A 17,255-nucleotide genomic window follows, 5' to 3' on the forward strand; every position below is an offset into this window, starting at 1 on the left:
AGTATGGCCGGTGTTATATCACAGCCCCGCCCTGCCCGCGCCCATGGTCCTGCCCGGGCGTGCTCTCGATCAATAGTGCTGCGCAGTAGCTATGCTGCAATGGACAAGGAACTTGCGCCGTCGCCATGCGTCTCAAGGACATTACGCCCCACCCTCTACTGGAGAAACATGATGATTCAACGGACCCTCCCCGCCTTCCTGCTCGCTCTGGGCCTGGGCACTCTGGCTGGTTGCTCCTCGCCAACCGTCATCACTCTGAACGACGGTCGCGAAATCCAGGCGGTCGACACGCCGCAATATGACGATGAATCGGGTTTCTACGAATTTGAACAGCTCGATGGCAAACGTACACGTATCAACAAGGATCAGGTGCGTACCGTCAAGGACCTCTGATACCGGCGACGGCCCCTCTCTGGGGGCTTGTCGAGGAGAAAATTTTGAGTAATATTTTCTCCATCGGAGTGTAGCGCAGCCAGGTAGCGCGTCTCGTTCGGGACGAGAAGGCCGCAGGTTCGAATCCTGTCTCTCCGACCAGATCACTCGACAAAAAGCCCGCTTTCATGCGGGCTTTTTGCTATCTCAGAATCCTGTTGGGGATCCCACAGACAAGCCTCCCTCAATTACATTGGCCAGCATTGCGCAACAGCGGCAGGCCCAGCAAAATGCGCGCCTTTCGAACTCAGAGGTTGAAACACATGCGTAAGACTCTTGCCGCCCTGACACTGGGCCTGCTGTGTGCGCAAGGCGCCGTGGCCGGCGATGGCCAGACTGCCCTGGGCGGCGGCCTGGGTGGTGTACTGGGTAATGTGGTCGGGAAACAGCTCGGCGGCAGCACCGGCGCTGCGATTGGTGCCGGCGTCGGTGGCGCGGCAGGTGGCGCCATGGCCGCGAAGAAGGGCAACAAGACCGAGGCGGCCATTGGTGGCGGTCTGGGTTCAGCTGGCGGTTCGCTGATCGGTGGCAAGCTCGGTGGCAGCACCGGCTCGGCGATCGGTGCCGGCCTGGGTGGCGCGGCCGGTGGCGCACTGGGTAACAAATATGCCGACAAGCATCGTTGATTCAGCGCTGATCGCGGGGTAAGCCCGCTCCCACAGGCTGAACTACACCTGTGAGGCTTGTCCCACGAACAAAATAGCCCCCTGAACAGGGGGCTATTTTTATTACCGATTCAACCTTTACAGTGCAGGCTCAGCCTGTACTGCAGCAGTCTCTTCCGGCAGTACCGGAACATACAGCAGACCCAGACGCGAGCTGCTCCATTCACGGGTCTTGTTGGTCAGCTCAAGGTTGTTGTTGAGCTTCTGACCATAAGTCGGAACGATCTCCTTCAGCTTGGCCTGCCACTCAGGGGTCTTGATGCGATCCTTGTAGGTCTTCTCCAGCACGCTGAGCATGATCGGCGCAGCGGTCGAAGCACCTGGCGATGCACCCAGCAGCGCGGCGATGGTGCCGTCCTGGGCAGCCACGACTTCGGTACCGAACTGCAGCACACCACCGTGGACCGGATCCTTCTTGATCACCTGAACGCGTTGACCGGCCTGCAGCAGTTTCCAGTCTTCGTTCTTGGCGTTCGGGAAGTACTCACGCAGCGCTTGCATACGGTCGTCGAAGCTGAGCATCAACTGACCCATCAGGTAGGTGCTCAGGTCGATGTTGTCGATACCGGCGTGGGTCATCGGCATGATGTTGTGGGTGGTCAGTGCCGCGAACATGTCCAGCAGCGATCCGTTCTTGAGGAACTTGGTCGAGAAGGTCGCGAACGGGCCGAACAGCAGCACTTCCTTGCCGTCGATCACACGGGTGTCCAGGTGCGGAACGGACATTGGCGGTGCACCGACCGAGGCCTTGCCGTACAGCTTGGCCTTGTGGCGGGCAACGATGTCCTGGTTGTCAGTCATCAGGAACTGACCGCCGACCGGGAAGCCTGCATAGCCTTCGGCTTCAGGAATACCGGACTTCTGCAGTAGTTTCAGGGCGCCACCACCGGCACCGATGAAGACGAACTTGGCCTTCACGCTACGCTCGACGCCTTTGTTGGCCAGGTCGGCAACGACCACGGTCCAGGTGTTGTCAGCGTTGCGCACGATGTCACGCACTTCGTGCTGTACGTGCAGCTTGACGTTGTCGTGCTTGGTCAGCGAGGCGATCAACTGGCGGGTGATCTCGCCGAAGTTGACGTCGGTACCGATCGACATGCGGGTCGCGGCGATCTTCTGGTCGGCAGCACGGCCTTCCATCACGATCGGCACCCACTTCTGGATCTGCGCGTGGTCTTCGGAGTATTCCATGCCGCGGAACAGCGAGCTGTGCTGCAGGGCTTCATGACGCTTCTTGAGGAACTCGACGTTCTTGTCGCCCCAGACGAAGCTCATGTGCGGCACGTTGTTGATGAACGACTTCGGATTGCTCAGCACGTTCTGCTCGACCTGGTAGGCCCAGAACTGCTTGGAGATCTCGAATTGCTCGTTGACCCCGACCGCCTTGCTGATGTCGATCTTGCCGTCGGCACCTTCGCTGGTGTAGTTCAGTTCGCAGAAAGCGGAGTGGCCGGTACCGGCGTTGTTCCAGGCGTTGGAGCTTTCTTCGGCGACCTTGTCCAGGCGCTCGTAGATATCGATCGACCAGGTCGGTTCCAGCTCATTGAGGTAAGTCCCCAGACTTGCACTCATGATGCCGCCGCCGATCAGCAGTACATCTACGCTTTTCTCTGGCTCGCTGGGCTTGGAGCAACCGATGACACTCAGGCATAGGAGCGTCAGCAGGATCTTTTTCATAGTTCAATCCAATTGAGGTGAAGTAATTGGCAATGACCGCTCATCCCGTTGTGCACGCCCGGATTCTTGTTGTTGCTCGCGCAGACCAAAGCTTAGCGGGGCTCGGCGCTCAGGCAAGCAGCCTGGACGCGCGGGCGATGGTTGGCAGCTGGGGTTGTTCGATGGATCGGGAAACGGTCGTCACCCTGACGATGGGCATTGAAGCCTGACGCCGGGTGCTTGCATGGCCTAGGCCTGACCGCCTTTAAGCACGAAACAGGCCAACTTTTGCAAGACCAACGGCTAATAGCTAGGACGAGTCGTCGCACCCCATCTTTAACGGTTTTTCTGGCGACAATCCGCCACATCCCCGCCCCTGCCGGGCGAAATGTGGCGGATTTCCCCCTTTTTCAGGCGCTTAGCCGCGCGGTGACCTCGCCGAGCTGCCCCGACAGGCCATGCAGGCGATGCCCGGCCTGCTCGGTATGCTGCACCGCCTGCTGATTGGCAGTGGCGATGCGGGTGATTTCCACCAGGTTGCGGGAAATGTCTTCAGCCACGCTGGTCTGCTCTTCGGCGGCGGTGGCGATCTGGCGGTTCATGTCGCGAATTGCTTCCACCGCCAGGGTGATGCGCTGCAGCATTTGCCCGGCCCGCTGAACCTGCTCGGCGCCCTCCTCACTGCGCTGCTGACCGCTTTCAATGGCCTTGACTGCCTCCAGAGCGCCGGACTGCACAGCACTGATGATCTGGTTGATCTCGGCAATCGAGGCGGCAGTGCGCTGCGCCAGGCTGCGCACTTCGTCAGCGACCACGGCAAAGCCGCGACCAGCCTCCCCCGCACGCGCTGCCTCGATGGCGGCATTGAGTGCCAGCAGATTGGTCTGCTCGGCAATCCCGCGAATCACCTCCAGCACCTTGCCGATCCTGGCGCTGTCGGCCTCCAGGTGGCGAATCACCGCCGCCGTACCGGCAATCTCCTGATTGACCGTGGCAATGGTGTCGATGGTCGCCTGCATCACCTGCTCGCCCGCCTGAGCACCGTGATCGGCATCATCGGCGGCGCGCGCGGCTTCAGCGGCATGGCGTGCCACTTCCTGAGCGGTGGCGGACATTTCGTGCATCGCCGTGGCCACCTGGTCGGTACGCTGGAACTGGTCATCGGTGCCGCGGGCCATGCCACCGGCAATGCTGCGCAATTCGCCACTGGCGGTTTCCAGCTCACCGGCATTGCTCTGCAGGCGGGTAAACGTATCGGCGAGGAAGTCGCGCAAGGTATTGGCGGCCACGGCCAGACGACCCAGCTCATCCTGACGGTCAGTGGCGACCCGCGCCTCGAAACGCCCCTGACTCAGTTGTGCGACATAGTCGATCAGGCCACGGATCGGCTCGATCAGACTACGGTTAACCAGCCACAGGCTGAACAGGCCGACCAGCACTGCCGAAGCGAACATCACCAGCAACCCCAACCACACGGTGCGCTCTGCCGACTGATTGATGGCCCGGGCACGTGCCTGAGCATCGCTGCGTAGTTGGCTGACCAGTTCGCTCATCTGCTCACTGGTCGCACGATCCACGCCCTTGACCGCCTGGTCGCCCGCAGTCGGGTCGGCACCTGCGGCAAGAAACGCCTGACGCCCTTGCGCGTATGCCTGGCCCAACTGGCGATGGCTTTCCTTGAGCTGCTCGGCGCGCGCCTTCAGCGCTGCGTCGCTGCCCTGGATCAACTGGTCAAGAATGCCCTGCACCTGCTGTTCACGGGCAAGAAACTGCTGCCAGTACTTGTCCAGATCGGCCGGTTGCTTACCACGCAACAGCACGTTTTTCCACTCCTGGACTTGAACCTTGAACTGCAGATTGGCCTCGTCAATCAATTGCGAGGCCTGCAATGGCCCGTCGATCAATTGCCCGTAACCGCGCACGCTGGACGACAGCAATTGAAAGCAGACCAGCGCGATCATCAGTATCGCCAACAGGCTGCCACCAAGTAGCGCGAGGATTTGCACTCTGAGGGATTTACGCAACATCGAAAGGAATCTCGGAACAAGGAGGAAGGAAACGACGCTTGATTGCATCGACCAGGCAAAGACGTCCCTGTCCTCGTTCACTGGCAACCGGCGCAGGCGAAAAAAAAGCTGCCATCATTCGATAGCAGCCAGATTCGAGCATTACGCAACAGCTGGAACAGATAGTCTCAGGGGATTGCTACAGAAATGTGACAGCCTGTAGGACGCTGTCACATTTCCGTCACGACGTTGAACTGCAGGGCCGCCAGCCGCGCATACAACGGGCTCTGTGCGATCAATTGCCGGTGCGTGCCGATGGCGACCAGCCGGCCCTGATCGATCACCGCGATGCGATCGGCATGCTGCACGGTGGCCAGGCGGTGAGCGATCACCAGGGTGGTGCGCCCACTCATCAGGGTCGGTAGTGCCTGCTGGATCAGGTGCTCGCTCTGGGCATCGAGGGCACTGGTGGCCTCGTCCAGCAGCAGGATCGGCGCATCCACCAGCAATGCCCGGGCAATGGCCAGGCGTTGCCGCTGACCGCCCGACAAACCCAGGCCGGCATCGCCCAGGTGGGTCTGATAGCCCTGCGGCAGCTGCAGGATGAACTCATGAGCGTGGGCACTACGTGCGGCCGCTTCGACCTGCGCAGCGCTGGCATCGGCACGGCCGTAACGAATGTTGTCCTCCACGGTACCGAAGAACAGGGCCGGGTTCTGCGCCACCAGAGCGAAGTGTCGGCGCAGGTCCTGCGGGTCGAAGCGCCTCACGTCCTGATCATCGAGCAGGATCTGGCCTTGCTGGGGGTCATAAAAACGCAGCAGCAGGTCAAACAGGGTCGACTTACCCGCCCCCGAGGGCCCGACCAGTGCCAGTGTTTCCCCAGGCTCGACGATCAGGCTCAAGCCGTCGATCGCCGCAGGCTCAGGGCGCGACGGGTAGGCAAAGCGTACATCGCGAAGCTCAAGCCGACCGCTGACCCGCGGTGCCGTGCGCACCAGCCCCTGTGCCGGTGCGCTGATTTCGCTGCGCGCAGCCAGCAACTCGGCAATCCGTTCCGCCGCGCCGGCGGCGCGTTGCAGTTCGCCGATCACCTCACTGAGGGTGCCGAAAGCACCGCCGACGATCAGGCTATAGAAGACGAAGGCCGCCAGTTCACCCGCAGAAATGCGTCCGGCAATGACATCCATGCCACCGACCCAGAGCATCACCCCCACGGCCCCGAGCACCAGCACGATTACCAGGGTGATCAGCCAGGCGCGCTGCAGGATGCGCTTGCGCGCGACCGTAAAGGCCGCCTCGACCGTGTGGCCGAAACGTTGCTGATCGCTGGGCTGGTGGTTGTAGGCCTGTACCGTCTTGATCTGCCCGAGGGTTTCGGCCACGTAGCTGCCGACATCGGCCACCCGGTCCTGGCTCTGGCGCGACAGGCTGCGTACCCGCCGCCCGAAAATCAGGATCGGCGCCAGCACCAGCGGTAACGCCAGCACCACGATGCTGGTGAGCTTGGGGTTGGTGACAAACAACAGCACGATCCCGCCGAACACCATCAGCGCATTACGCAGGAACATCGACAACGACGAGCCGATCACCGATTGCAGCAAAGTGGTGTCGGCGGTGAGCCGTGACTGGATCTCAGAACTGCGATTGCTCTCGAAAAAGCCAGGGTGAAGGTAAATCAGATGATCAAACACTTGCTGACGGATATCGGCCACACAGCGCTCACCAATCCACGACACCAGGTAAAAGCGGCTGAACGTGCCAATGGCCAAGGCCAGCACCAGCATCAGGAAAAAACCGATGGACTGATTGAGCAGCTGCGGTGAACGGGTCATGAAGCCCTGATCGACCAACAGGCGGATACCCTGCCCCAAGGACAAGGTGATGCCGGCAGTAACGACCAGGGCGAGCAAGGCCAGCAGGACCTGTTTGCGATACGGGCGAATGAAGCGCCAGCCCAGACGCATGGCCTGACGCTGGCGAGGGGAAAAGCGATTGAGCATGGCGGGACCAGACATCAGCGGTTTTGCCCAGCGTACACCTGACCGCTCGTCCTGCGCCAAGGAACGCCAGGCAAATAATCGCTTCTTAGGTTTGCGCCACCGATCACTAGACCGTTTCGTTCTAACGCAGCACTGGAGGTTTACTCGGCTTTCTGGTCGACTGGAAGGGTCGTACAGTGATAACCGAAGGAGCTGTCATAGCTCGGTCACTAGGCGATTCTAGTCTGAGCTTGCAACCTGATGAGGAGACAGGAAATGAGTTTGCAACAAGGCAATACCCAGCCCAAAACCGCGCCGAACCCGCAGACACCTGTCGGCGGCTCGATCATCGGCCCGGATGGCAAAGAGATCACCATCACCGAAGCGATGGTCCAAGAGGCCTGCCAAAAGCTGGAGCAAAGCCGCAAAGACCCCGCCAAGAAAGACTGAACCAGACGAATTCTTCAACCCGGCGCAAGCGCCGGGTTTTTATTGCCTGTGTTTTACAGCAACACGCCACCCAGAGCCCGGACCATCTGTGCCAGGTCGGGTGCGTCCCCATGCAGACGCACCATGAGCCCCTCAATCTCGCGACGTGGCGGATAGTACTTACGCAAGGCATCAAACGCGGCCTTCTGCTCAAGCACATCAGTGCTGAGGCTGCGGCGGAAATCGGCATCATCGCGGCGCGGGTCATACACCGCCCGGCACAAGGTGGCCAGGGCCCAGGCCGGGTCGGTTTCCGCTTGCAGGCCGATCTCGGCTAGCCAGGGCTGGGGCAACAGGTCCTCCAGCAACACCGCTGCAGGCTCACCGCGCCAGGCACAGAAGGCCTGGTAGATCTGCGCAGTGCCGCGCTGCTTGCCATCCAGGCTGTAGCCAGCGATGTGCGGGGTGGCCAGCACGCAGAGGTCGGCCAGCTCGAGGTCGACCTGCGGTTCACCTTCCCAGACATCCAGCACTGCCAGCACATCTTCACGCTCCAGCAACAGCTCACGCAGGGCAGCGTTGTCGATCACCGGTCCCCGGCTGGCGTTGATCAGCCAGGCTCCCGGACGCAGCACCGCCAGTTGCTCGCTGTCGAGCAAATGCCAGGTGGCATGTTCGCCCTGGCGGGTCAGCGGGGTATGCAGACTGATCACATCACACTCGGCGAGAACCGTTTCCAGGCTGACGTAATCGCCGCCTTCACGGGCCTGGCGCGGCGGATCACACACCAGCACCTTCCAGCCCAGCCCGCGCAACACCTCAACCAGACGCCCGCCCACCTCACCTGCGCCAACCACACCGTAGGTACGGCCAGGCAAGTCGGCGCCATCGAGTTCGGCCAGGGTCAGCAAGCTGCCCAGCACATAGTCGACCACCCCACGGGCATTGCAGCCCGGTGCACTGGACCAGTGGATCCCGGCCTGGGCGAAGTAGTCCAGCGCCAGGTGATCGGTACCGATGGTGCAAGTGCCGACGAAACGGACCTTGCTGCCCTCAAGCAGCGCCTGGTCGACCCGGGTCACCGAGCGCACCAGAAGGACGTCGGCGTCCTTCACACAGGCGGCGTCAATGGCGCGGCCTGGATAGCGGCGGATTTCGCCAAAACCTGCAAAGAAGGCATCGAGCAGCGGAATATTCTCGTCGGCAACAATCAGCATGGCGCTCTCCTATCGGGGTGCGCAGTGTAGGCCCATGCAGGGGCGCTAATCCAGCCGCAGACAAAAGCGCCGGGTGGATTTCCTGACCAATGCGTCAAAGCGTAGACTAGGCGGCTTTGCGCACCTTTTTGGACACCTGTCTTGTGACACCTCAGACCTGCAACACCCTTTCCCCTCCCCTGTCCCGCTCCGCTCGCGTACGCGCCGAATTGCGCAGCCTGTTGCTGCTGGCGACACCGATCATCATTGCCCAGCTGGCCACCACCGCCATGGGCTTCGTCGATGCGGTCATGGCCGGCCGGGTCAGCCCGCGCGACCTGGCGGCGGTGGCATTGGGCAACTCGATCTGGATTCCGGTGTTCCTGCTGATGACCGGCATCCTGCTGGCCACTACGCCCAAGGTGGCGCAACGCTTTGGTGCCGGGCAGCATGGTGAAATCGGACCACTGGTGCGCCAGGCCTTGTGGCTGGCCGTCGCGGTCAGCCTGATTGCCAGTGGTCTGCTGATCAGCGCCGAACCGATCCTCCAAGTAATGAAGGTCGACCCGCAACTGGTCGAACCGAGCATGGGCTACCTGCAAGGTATTGCCTTCGGCTTCCCCGGCATCGCCCTCTACTACGTGCTGCGCTGCTACAGCGACGGCCTCGGCCGCACCCGTCCGAGCATGGTCATTGGCTGCCTGGGCCTGCTGCTGAATATTCCGCTGAACTACATCCTGATCTACGGTCACTTCGGCCTGCCTGCCCTCGGTGGCGTTGGCTGTGGCTGGGCCAGCGGCATCGTCATGTGGTTCATGGCCCTGAGCATGGCCGCCTGGACCCGTTGGGCCCCGGCCTACCAGAGCAGCCGGGTACTGGTCCGTTTTGAGCGACCGCAATGGCCGGTGATCAAACGCCTGATGGGCGTTGGCCTGCCAATCGGCATCGCGGTGTTCGCCGAGTCGAGCATCTTCGCAGTGATCGCCCTGCTGATCGGCAGCCTCGGCCCGACCGTGGTGGCCGGCCACCAGATCGCCCTGAACATCAGTTCGCTGCTGTTCATGATTCCATATTCACTGGGGATGGCGGTGACGGTACGTGTGGGTCAGGCAATCGGTGCCGGCGAGCCACGCCAGGCGCGCTTTGCTGCGCTGGTGGGACTGGCCGCCGCCCTGGTGTTCGCCTGTTTCTCGGCGAGCCTGATCCTGCTGATGCGCGAGCCGATCGCCTCGATCTACACCCCGGACACGGCGGTTATCCAGATTGCCGCGATGCTGATCGTGTATGCCGCGCTCTATCAGTTCTCCGACGCCATCCAGGTGATCGCAGCCGGTGCCCTGCGTGGCTACCAGGACACCCGGGTAACCATGATCCTGACCCTGTTCGCCTACTGGGGCATCGGTCTGCCGGTGGGTTACGTACTCGGCCTGACCGACTATTTCGGCCCGGCCAGCGGCCCCAACGGCTTGTGGGAAGGCCTGATCGCCGGCTTGACCTGCGCGGCCTTGATGCTGTCGATCCGCCTGGCGCGCAGCAGTGGCAAACACATTCGCCGGGCGCAGCGCACCTAGTCGAGCTTCTTGCGGATCCAGTACAGGTAGGTGCCGGCGTCTTCCTGTTGCTGGACCAGTTCATGGCCGAGGAACACGCAGAACTTGGGGATATCGCGACGGGTCGACGGATCGGTAGCGATCACCTTGAGCAGGCCACCGGCAGCCAGGTCGCGCACGTGCTGGTGCAACATCATCACCGGTTCCGGGCAGTTGAGGCCGGTAGCGTCGAGGATGGCGTCTGGGGTGAAATCGGTCATGTAGAACTCCGGAAACAATCAGCTATTGTCGCTCAACCAGGCTGCGGGGTCATCCCTGAGGGCCTCATCGCCGGCAAGGCCGGCTCCCACATTAGTTACAGTGCATGCCATTTCTGTGGGAGCTGGCCTTGCCAGCGATCAATTCAGCGCGGTTTCAGATCCAGGCGGCGCAAGTGGCAGGTCACCTCTTCGCGGTCGTGATACAGCTGCTTGCAGCCAATCGAGACCTTGACCTTGCGCGCCTTGAACCCCTCTTCGATCCGCTCCAGCAAGCGGCGCACTTCGGCATAGCGCTGTTTCATCGGCAGCTTGAGGTTGACCACCGCCTCCCGGCACAGGCCTTCGCCCAACCAGGTCTCCAGCAACGCTGCACTGCGCGCCGGCTTCTCGACGATATCGCAGACCATCCAGTCCACCGTCTGCTTCGGCTTGTAGGTAAAGCCGTCAGCCATCAGGTGCTGGACCAGGCCGGTGTCCATCAGGCTCTCGGCCATCGGGCCGTTGTCGATGGCGGTCACCAGCATGCCGCGTTTGACCAGCTGGTAGGTCCAGCCACCCGGCGCTGCGCCGAGGTCAACACCGGTCATGTCATCGGACAGCCGTGCATCCCATTGCTCACGGGGAATGAAATGATGCCAGGCCTCCTCCAGCTTGAGGGTCGAGCGGCTCGGCGCTTCACGCGGAAACTTCAGGCGCGGGATACCCATTGGCCACATGGCCGAATTGTCCGCAGCGGCAACGCCAACAAATACCCGCCGACCACTGACAAAAGTCAGCAGCAGCCGCGGCTTGCCCGGGTCCTCAACCAGGCGTCCAGCCTTGGTCAGCGCCTTGCGCAACGGTACCTCGAACTTGCGGCAGAAGGTCGACAGCTCTTTGCCGTCATTGGTGTCCATCACCTCCAGCCATACGCTACCGAACACCGGATAGTCGCCCAGGGATTCGAGCAGCACACTGATACGGTCGGTTTCTGGCAGTTCGATGAAACTACCGCGCGCCCACTGGCGGGGGAAAATCAGTTGCGCAAAGCGCAGTTCACGCATCAGGCGTTCGGCGCCTTCGCCATCGTTGCAGATGAATTCGGCACAGGCGCTCTGCGGTTTGGCCTTGGCGTAGCCGGCAACTTCCAGCCGGGCGGCATGCTCGGCGATTTCGGCACAGACTTCACTTTCGAAGCCGGGCCGGCAATGCATAAACAGGGTATTCATCTTCACTCCAGGACGGCTGGCGGCCAATGGCCCCAACCCTGACCGGGCGCAATGCACTGCCCCGGCAAATGCGCGAATGATAAAGCAAGTTCGGAACCGGCGACATGCCCCGCCGGTCCAGTACTTGGTCAGGTGCGCCAAACAGGTCTAACCTGACCGCTCAGCCAGGTCCGTGCCGTGCGGACCGTCACAGAGGCGTGAATCGGCGACAGCAAGGAAGATCGCCGGACACCTACGCAGAAGGAGTTGGTAATGCCCTCGATCGATAGCCTGAAAACCCTCAAGACCCTGACGGTCGCCAACCGTCCGTATCACTACTTCAGCCTGACCGAAGCTGCCAAGCATCTCGGCGATCTGCAGCGCCTGCCGATGTCGCTGAAGGTCCTGCTGGAAAACCTGCTGCGCTGGGAGGACGGCAAGACTGTCACGGGTGCAGACCTCAGCGCGCTGGCCGACTGGCTCAAGGAACGCCGCTCCGACCGCGAGATCCAGTACCGCCCGGCGCGGGTACTGATGCAGGATTTCACCGGCGTCCCCGCCGTGGTCGACCTGGCGGCCATGCGCGCCGCCATGGCCAAGGCCGGTGGTGACCCGCAGCGGATCAATCCGCTGTCGCCGGTGGACCTGGTGATCGACCACTCGGTGATGGTCGACCGCTACGCCAGCCAACAAGCCTTCGCCCAGAACGTCGACATCGAAATGCAACGCAACGGCGAACGCTACGCCTTCCTGCGCTGGGGCCAGAATGCCTTCGACAACTTCAGCGTGGTGCCACCGGGCACCGGCATCTGCCACCAGGTCAACCTCGAATACCTGGGCCGCACCGTCTGGACCCGCGAAGAAGACGGTCGCACCTATGCCTTCCCCGACACCCTGGTCGGTACCGACTCACACACCACCATGATCAACGGCCTTGGCGTGCTCGGCTGGGGCGTCGGCGGCATCGAAGCCGAGGCGGCCATGCTCGGCCAGCCGGTATCGATGCTGATTCCGGAAGTCATCGGCTTCAAGTTGACCGGCAAGCTGCGCGAAGGCATCACCGCCACCGACCTGGTGCTGACCGTCACGCAGATGCTGCGCAAGAAAGGCGTAGTCGGCAAATTCGTCGAGTTCTATGGTGATGGTCTGGCTGATCTGCCGCTGGCCGACCGCGCCACCATTGCCAACATGGCCCCGGAATATGGCGCCACCTGCGGCTTTTTCCCGGTCGATCAGGTGACTCTGGATTACCTGCGCCTGTCGGGTCGCACCGAAGAAACAGTGCAACTGGTTGAGGCCTACTGCAAGGAACAAGGCCTGTGGCGCTTGCCTGGCCAGGAGCCGGAGTTCACTGACACCCTGGCCCTGGACATGCACGAAGTCGAAGCCAGCCTGGCCGGTCCCAAGCGCCCTCAGGACCGGGTTTCCCTGTCGCAGGTCAGCCAGGCTTTTGACAGTTTCCTCGGCTTGCAACTGCGCGTCTCGGCCAAGGATGTCGGCCGTTTAGAAAGTGAAGGCGGTGGTGGCGTCGCTGTGGGCAATGCCGACCAGGCTGGCGAGGTCAGCTATGAACACGAGGGCCAGCAGCATGTTTTACGCGATGGCGCGGTGGTAATTGCCGCCATTACTTCCTGCACCAACACCTCCAACCCCAGCGTGATGATGGCCGCCGGCCTGGTGGCGAAAAAGGCCGTCGAGAAAGGCCTGAAACGCAAACCCTGGGTGAAAAGCTCACTGGCCCCCGGCTCCAAGGTGGTCACCGACTACTACAAGGCGGCAGGCCTGACGGAATACCTGGACGAACTGGGCTTCGACCTGGTCGGCTATGGCTGCACCACCTGCATCGGTAACTCCGGGCCGCTGGACGACGCCATCGAGAAAGCCATCACCGGCGCCGACCTCACCGTCGCCTCGGTACTGTCGGGCAACCGCAACTTCGAAGGGCGCGTGCACCCGCTGGTGAAAACCAACTGGCTGGCGTCGCCACCGCTGGTGGTGGCCTATGCCCTGGCCGGGAGCGTGCGCCTGGACCTGAGCAGCGAACCACTGGGTACCGGCAAGGATGGCCAGCCGGTGTACCTGCGGGACATCTGGCCCAGCCAGCAGGAAATCGCGGCGGCGGTCGCCAGCGTCAATACCGCGATGTTCCACAAGGAATATGCCGAAGTCTTCGCCGGCGATGCCCAATGGCAAGCGATCGAAGTACCGCAGGCGGCCACCTACGTCTGGCAGGACGACTCCACCTATATCCAGCACCCGCCGTTCTTCGATGACATCACCGGTCCCTTGCCGGTCATCGAGGACATTCACGGCGCGCGGATCCTGGCCTTGCTGGGCGACTCGGTGACCACCGACCACATCTCCCCGGCCGGCAACATCAAGGCCGACAGCCCGGCCGGCCGCTATCTGCGCGACAAAGGCGTGGAGCCACGCGACTTCAACTCCTACGGCTCACGCCGCGGCAACCATGAAGTGATGATGCGCGGCACCTTCGCCAATATCCGCATCCGCAACGAAATGCTTGGCGGCGAAGAAGGTGGCAACACCCTGTATGTACCGAGCGGCGAGAAGATGGCGATCTACGATGCAGCCATGCGTTACCAGGCTGACGGTACGCCGCTGGTGGTGATTGCCGGACAGGAATACGGCACCGGCTCCAGCCGCGACTGGGCGGCTAAAGGCACCAACCTGTTGGGCATCAAGGCGGTGCTGGCAGAAAGTTTCGAGCGAATTCACCGCTCCAACCTGGTGGGCATGGGGGTATTGCCGCTGCAGTTCCTTGCCGGACAGACCCGCAAGAACCTGGGCCTGGATGGCAGCGAACGAATCGACATTCTCGGCTTGAGCAGCGCACAGATCCAGCCGCACATGAACCTGAGCCTGAAAATCACTCGTCCCGATGGCCGCCAGGAGCAGATCGAAGTGCTGTGCCGGATCGATACCCTTAACGAAGTGGAGTACTTCAAATCGGGCGGCATTCTGCACTATGTACTGCGACAATTGATCGCAGCCTGAATCACCGGCCCGGCCCTTTGTGGCCGGGCCTTTGCCGATTTGCTCCGCTCGCGGCAAGCGCCTGTTGCAAGCGGTGAGACTGCAGGCATGCGTGTCCTGGGTGACGCCAGGGGAGTCGTAGACCTCACATTTTCACCGAATAATGGAATCTGCATGCCTAATGGCCTGGCTTACCGCTACGGCGGCTTGATCACCGCAGTACTCTGACATTTCGGTCTGAACCTGGCACATTTCGCCGGTTTTACCTATCCGATGCTGATACCTTCGTGAACAGGCGGTCACTTGCTGACTTTTGCAAAATATCATTCAACAAACCCCCCACGCTGCCGATAACCCTCGAAAGCCTTGCGGATTGAACAGCTAATGCGTAATAACCAGCCAATAACCCAGCGCGAACGGACTTTCCCAGCTCAACAACGCTTGATCTCGACTACCGATACCAAGGGTGTGATCACCTATTGCAACGACGCCTTCGTCGAGATCAGCGGTTTTTCCCGCGAAGAGCTGATGCGCGCACCGCACAACCTGGTGCGCCATCCGGACGTCCCGCCTGCGGTGTTCGCGCACATGTGGGCCACGCTCAAGCAAGGCTTACCATGGATGGGCATCGTCAAGAACCGGTGCAAGAGCGGTGACCATTACTGGGTCAACGCCTACGTCACCCCGGTGTTCGAAAACAACCAGGTGGTTGGCTTTGAATCGGTGCGGGTCAAGCCGACTGCCGAGCAGGTCCGTCGGGCCGAGGCGTTGTACCAGCGCATCAACCAGGGCCGTCCGGCGATCCCGCGTCGCGACAAGTGGCTGCCGGTGGTGCAGGACTGGCTTCCGTTCATTCTGGTCAGCCAGGTCGGTTTCCTGATCGGTAACTGGCTGGGCCACTCCTGGGGCTTCGCCTTGGCCGCTGCCCTGTCGGTGCCTCTCGGCCTGATGGGCTTGAGCTGGCAGCAACGTGGCCTCAAGCGTCTGCTGCGCCTGGCCGAGCAGTCCACCTCCGACCCGTTGATTGCGCAGATGTACACCGACAGCCGCGGCGTCCAGGCACGTCTGGAAATGGCCATGCTCAGTCAGGATGCACGGATGAAGACCTGCCTGACCCGACTGCAGGACACCGCAGAACACCTCAACGAGCAGGCCCGACAGTCCGATACCCTGGCCCACAACAGTTCATCGGGCCTGGAGCGGCAACGGGTCGAGACCGAACAGGTCGCCGCCGCAGTCAACCAGATGGCCGCCACCACCCAGGAAGTGGCCAACCACGTGCAGCGCACCGCCGACGCCACCCAGGAAGCCAATCGCCTGACCGGTCGTGGCCGTGACATTGCCGGGGAAACCCGCGAAGCCATCCGGCGGCTGTCGGCGAAACCGGCCTGACTGTCACCCAACTGGCGCGCGACAGCGATGAAATCGGCGGCGTGGTCGATGTGATCAAAGGCATTGCCGACCAGACCAACTTGCTGGCGCTCAACGCCGCCATTGAAGCCGCGCGAGCTGGCGAGATGGGCCGCGGCTTTGCCGTAGTGGCGGATGAAGTTCGTCAGCTGGCCCAGCGCACCAGCGAATCGACCGGGCAGATTCACGGCCTGATCGCCAAGCTGCAGCAAACTGCCAGCAATGCCGTACAAACCATGGAATCGGGTCATCGCCAGGCTGAAGAAGGCGTGGCGCGGGTGATGGAAGCAGACCAGGCACTGGTCGGTATCAGCGAAGCGGTGGCCAACATCACTGACATGGCCACCCAGATCGCGGCTGCCACCGAAGAGCAGACGGCGGTCGCCGACGAGATCAGCCGCAACATCAGCACCATAGCCGAGCTGGCTGACCAGACGTCCGAGCAGGCCCAGCATTCGGCCTTGCTCAGCGAAGAACTGACGCGCACCGCGACCACTCAGTACTCGCTGGTCGAGCGCTTCAATCGTTGAAAAAACGGCGCACCCGCTTGCGGGTGCGCCGATTCCCGCCTTACCAGTCGAGCGTCAGCCGGCTTTCGAAAAACCGCTCTTCGCCGCTCAGCGGATCCTTGAAGCGCAAGCTCTGCGCCAACAACTTCAGCGGTTTGCTGTAGTCATCCTGCTCCTGCAGCACCTGTGGATAAAAAGGATCGTTGCAGATACTCGCGCCCAGCGCTGTCATGTGCACACGCAACTGGTGGGTCTTGCCAGTGATCGGCGACAGGCCATAACGCCAGAGTTCACCGTGCTTCTCCAGCACCTCAGCCAGGGTCTCGCTATTGCTCTGCCCTTCGACCTCCTGCATACGGAAGAACGGCTCGCCACTGACCATGCGGCTTTTGTGCGTCAACGGAAATTCAAGCTGCGGCAAGGCCCGGGCAATCGCCTGGTAGCGCTTGTCGATCTGCCGGTTGGGAAACAGCGATTGATAGGCTGATCGGCTCTGGGGGTTGGCGGAAAACATCACCAGCCCGGCGGTATGCCGATCAATACGATGCAACGGCACCAGGTGCGGATTGTCCAGGCGGCGAATCAGCCGCCGCAACAAGGTATGTTCGACATATTCGCCCGTAGGTGTGACGGGCAGGAAATGCGGTTTGTCGGCCACCACCAGATGCTCGTCGACATGCAGGATCTGCTCTTCGAACGGGATCGGCTTCTCGTTGGGTACTTCACGGAAATAGTGGATGCGCAGTCCCGGCTTGTAAGCCAGCGCCGCAGTGATCGGTTCACCCTGGGCATCCAGCACTCGCCCCCGGGCAATCCGGTCAAGCCATTGCTCGCGCCCGATGGCTTTGAAATGCTCGCTCAGGCAATCGAGCACGGTCGCCCAGTTGCCAGGTGGCAGGCAGACCGTGCTGGCTTGATGCTGGGCCGGAACGAAAGGGGCAATGGCCATGGAAACGCTCGTGACAGATAGACCGCGCAT

At 61.8% G+C, this 17,255-nt stretch carries 12 protein-coding genes, 1 tRNA gene and 3 pseudogenes; 8 read left to right on the forward strand and 8 right to left on the reverse strand.

Features of this window, described 5'->3' with window-relative positions; all coding sequences use genetic code 11:
- The first annotated feature begins 171 nt into the window (after positions 1-171).
- The 3 genes from NPS47_RS17125 (at position 172) to NPS47_RS17135 (ending at position 1,058) form a co-directional block, all read left to right on the forward strand.
- Complete coding sequence (locus NPS47_RS17125) at positions 172-393, forward strand: YgdI/YgdR family lipoprotein (protein ID WP_038608856.1); 222 nt, start codon at positions 172-174, stop codon at positions 391-393.
- 64 nt (positions 394-457) lie between these two features.
- Positions 458-534: transfer RNA gene (locus tag NPS47_RS17130), tRNA-Pro, on the forward strand.
- A 161-nt stretch (positions 535-695) separates the two neighbouring features.
- Positions 696-1,058 carry a glycine zipper domain-containing protein gene (locus NPS47_RS17135; RefSeq protein ID WP_157191826.1) on the forward strand — a complete coding sequence of 121 codons (363 nt, stop codon included), beginning with the start codon at positions 696-698 and terminating at the stop codon, positions 1,056-1,058.
- 117 nt (positions 1,059-1,175) lie between these two features.
- On the opposite strand, the gene mqo is transcribed toward NPS47_RS17135, so the two are convergent.
- The 4 genes and pseudogenes from mqo to NPS47_RS17150 form a co-directional block, all read right to left on the reverse strand.
- Complete coding sequence (mqo, locus tag NPS47_RS17140; protein WP_038608854.1) at positions 1,176-2,774, reverse strand: malate dehydrogenase (quinone); 1,599 nt, start codon at positions 2,772-2,774, stop codon at positions 1,176-1,178.
- A gap of 389 nt (positions 2,775-3,163) precedes the next feature.
- Positions 3,164-3,931 (reverse strand): methyl-accepting chemotaxis protein, encoded by a 768-nt coding sequence (locus tag NPS47_RS25790; RefSeq protein ID WP_425313522.1) that lies wholly within the window; start codon positions 3,929-3,931, stop codon positions 3,164-3,166.
- A gap of 117 nt (positions 3,932-4,048) precedes the next feature.
- Positions 4,049-4,828 (reverse strand): annotated as a pseudogene (locus tag NPS47_RS25795) (HAMP domain-containing protein); the annotation flags it as partial.
- Between the two features lie 161 nt (positions 4,829-4,989).
- Positions 4,990-6,762 carry an ABC transporter transmembrane domain-containing protein gene (locus NPS47_RS17150; RefSeq protein WP_425313523.1) on the reverse strand — a complete coding sequence of 591 codons (1,773 nt, stop codon included), beginning with the start codon at positions 6,760-6,762 and terminating at the stop codon, positions 4,990-4,992.
- A 255-nt stretch (positions 6,763-7,017) separates the two neighbouring features.
- On the opposite strand from NPS47_RS17150, the gene NPS47_RS17155 reads away from it, so the two are divergent.
- The gene (locus NPS47_RS17155; RefSeq protein WP_191831935.1) at positions 7,018-7,191 is read left to right on the forward strand and encodes a PA1571 family protein; all 174 of its coding nucleotides are present in this window, start codon (positions 7,018-7,020) and stop codon (positions 7,189-7,191) included.
- Positions 7,192-7,244: 53 nt separating this feature from the next.
- On the opposite strand, the gene pdxB is transcribed toward NPS47_RS17155, so the two are convergent.
- Positions 7,245-8,387 carry a 4-phosphoerythronate dehydrogenase PdxB gene (pdxB, locus tag NPS47_RS17160; RefSeq protein ID WP_274296014.1) on the reverse strand — a complete coding sequence of 381 codons (1,143 nt, stop codon included), beginning with the start codon at positions 8,385-8,387 and terminating at the stop codon, positions 7,245-7,247.
- A gap of 143 nt (positions 8,388-8,530) precedes the next feature.
- Between pdxB and NPS47_RS17165 the strand changes: the two genes are divergently transcribed.
- Positions 8,531-9,937 (forward strand): MATE family efflux transporter, encoded by a 1,407-nt coding sequence (locus NPS47_RS17165; RefSeq protein ID WP_274296015.1) that lies wholly within the window; start codon positions 8,531-8,533, stop codon positions 9,935-9,937.
- Here the strand turns inward: NPS47_RS17165 and tusA are convergent.
- The gene (gene tusA / locus NPS47_RS17170; RefSeq protein ID WP_038608848.1) at positions 9,934-10,176 is read right to left on the reverse strand and encodes a sulfurtransferase TusA; all 243 of its coding nucleotides are present in this window, start codon (positions 10,174-10,176) and stop codon (positions 9,934-9,936) included. The genes NPS47_RS17165 and tusA overlap by 4 nt on opposite strands.
- Positions 10,177-10,319: 143 nt before the next feature.
- Positions 10,320-11,384, reverse strand: a complete 1,065-nt coding sequence (rlmM, locus tag NPS47_RS17175; RefSeq protein ID WP_274296016.1) for a 23S rRNA (cytidine(2498)-2'-O)-methyltransferase RlmM — start codon at positions 11,382-11,384, stop codon at positions 10,320-10,322.
- A gap of 252 nt (positions 11,385-11,636) precedes the next feature.
- Between rlmM and acnA the strand changes: the two genes are divergently transcribed.
- From acnA to NPS47_RS17185, 3 genes and pseudogenes are all read left to right on the forward strand, one after another.
- A complete protein-coding gene (gene acnA / locus NPS47_RS17180) occupies positions 11,637-14,378 on the forward strand; it encodes an aconitate hydratase AcnA (protein ID WP_274296017.1) in 2,742 nt (913 codons plus the stop codon).
- A gap of 162 nt (positions 14,379-14,540) precedes the next feature.
- Positions 14,541-14,648, forward strand: a pseudogene (locus tag NPS47_RS25650) (CPBP family intramembrane glutamate endopeptidase); the annotation flags it as partial.
- 93 nt (positions 14,649-14,741) lie between these two features.
- Positions 14,742-16,297, forward strand: a pseudogene (locus NPS47_RS17185) (methyl-accepting chemotaxis protein).
- A gap of 40 nt (positions 16,298-16,337) precedes the next feature.
- Here the strand turns inward: NPS47_RS17185 and NPS47_RS17190 are convergent.
- Complete coding sequence (locus tag NPS47_RS17190) at positions 16,338-17,225, reverse strand: pseudouridine synthase (protein WP_274296018.1); 888 nt, start codon at positions 17,223-17,225, stop codon at positions 16,338-16,340.
- Between the last annotated feature and the right edge of the window lie 30 nt (positions 17,226-17,255).

The organism is Pseudomonas putida (assembly GCF_028682475.1).
In the GTDB taxonomy this organism is placed as follows: Bacteria; Pseudomonadota; Gammaproteobacteria; order Pseudomonadales; family Pseudomonadaceae; genus Aquipseudomonas; species Aquipseudomonas putida_AG.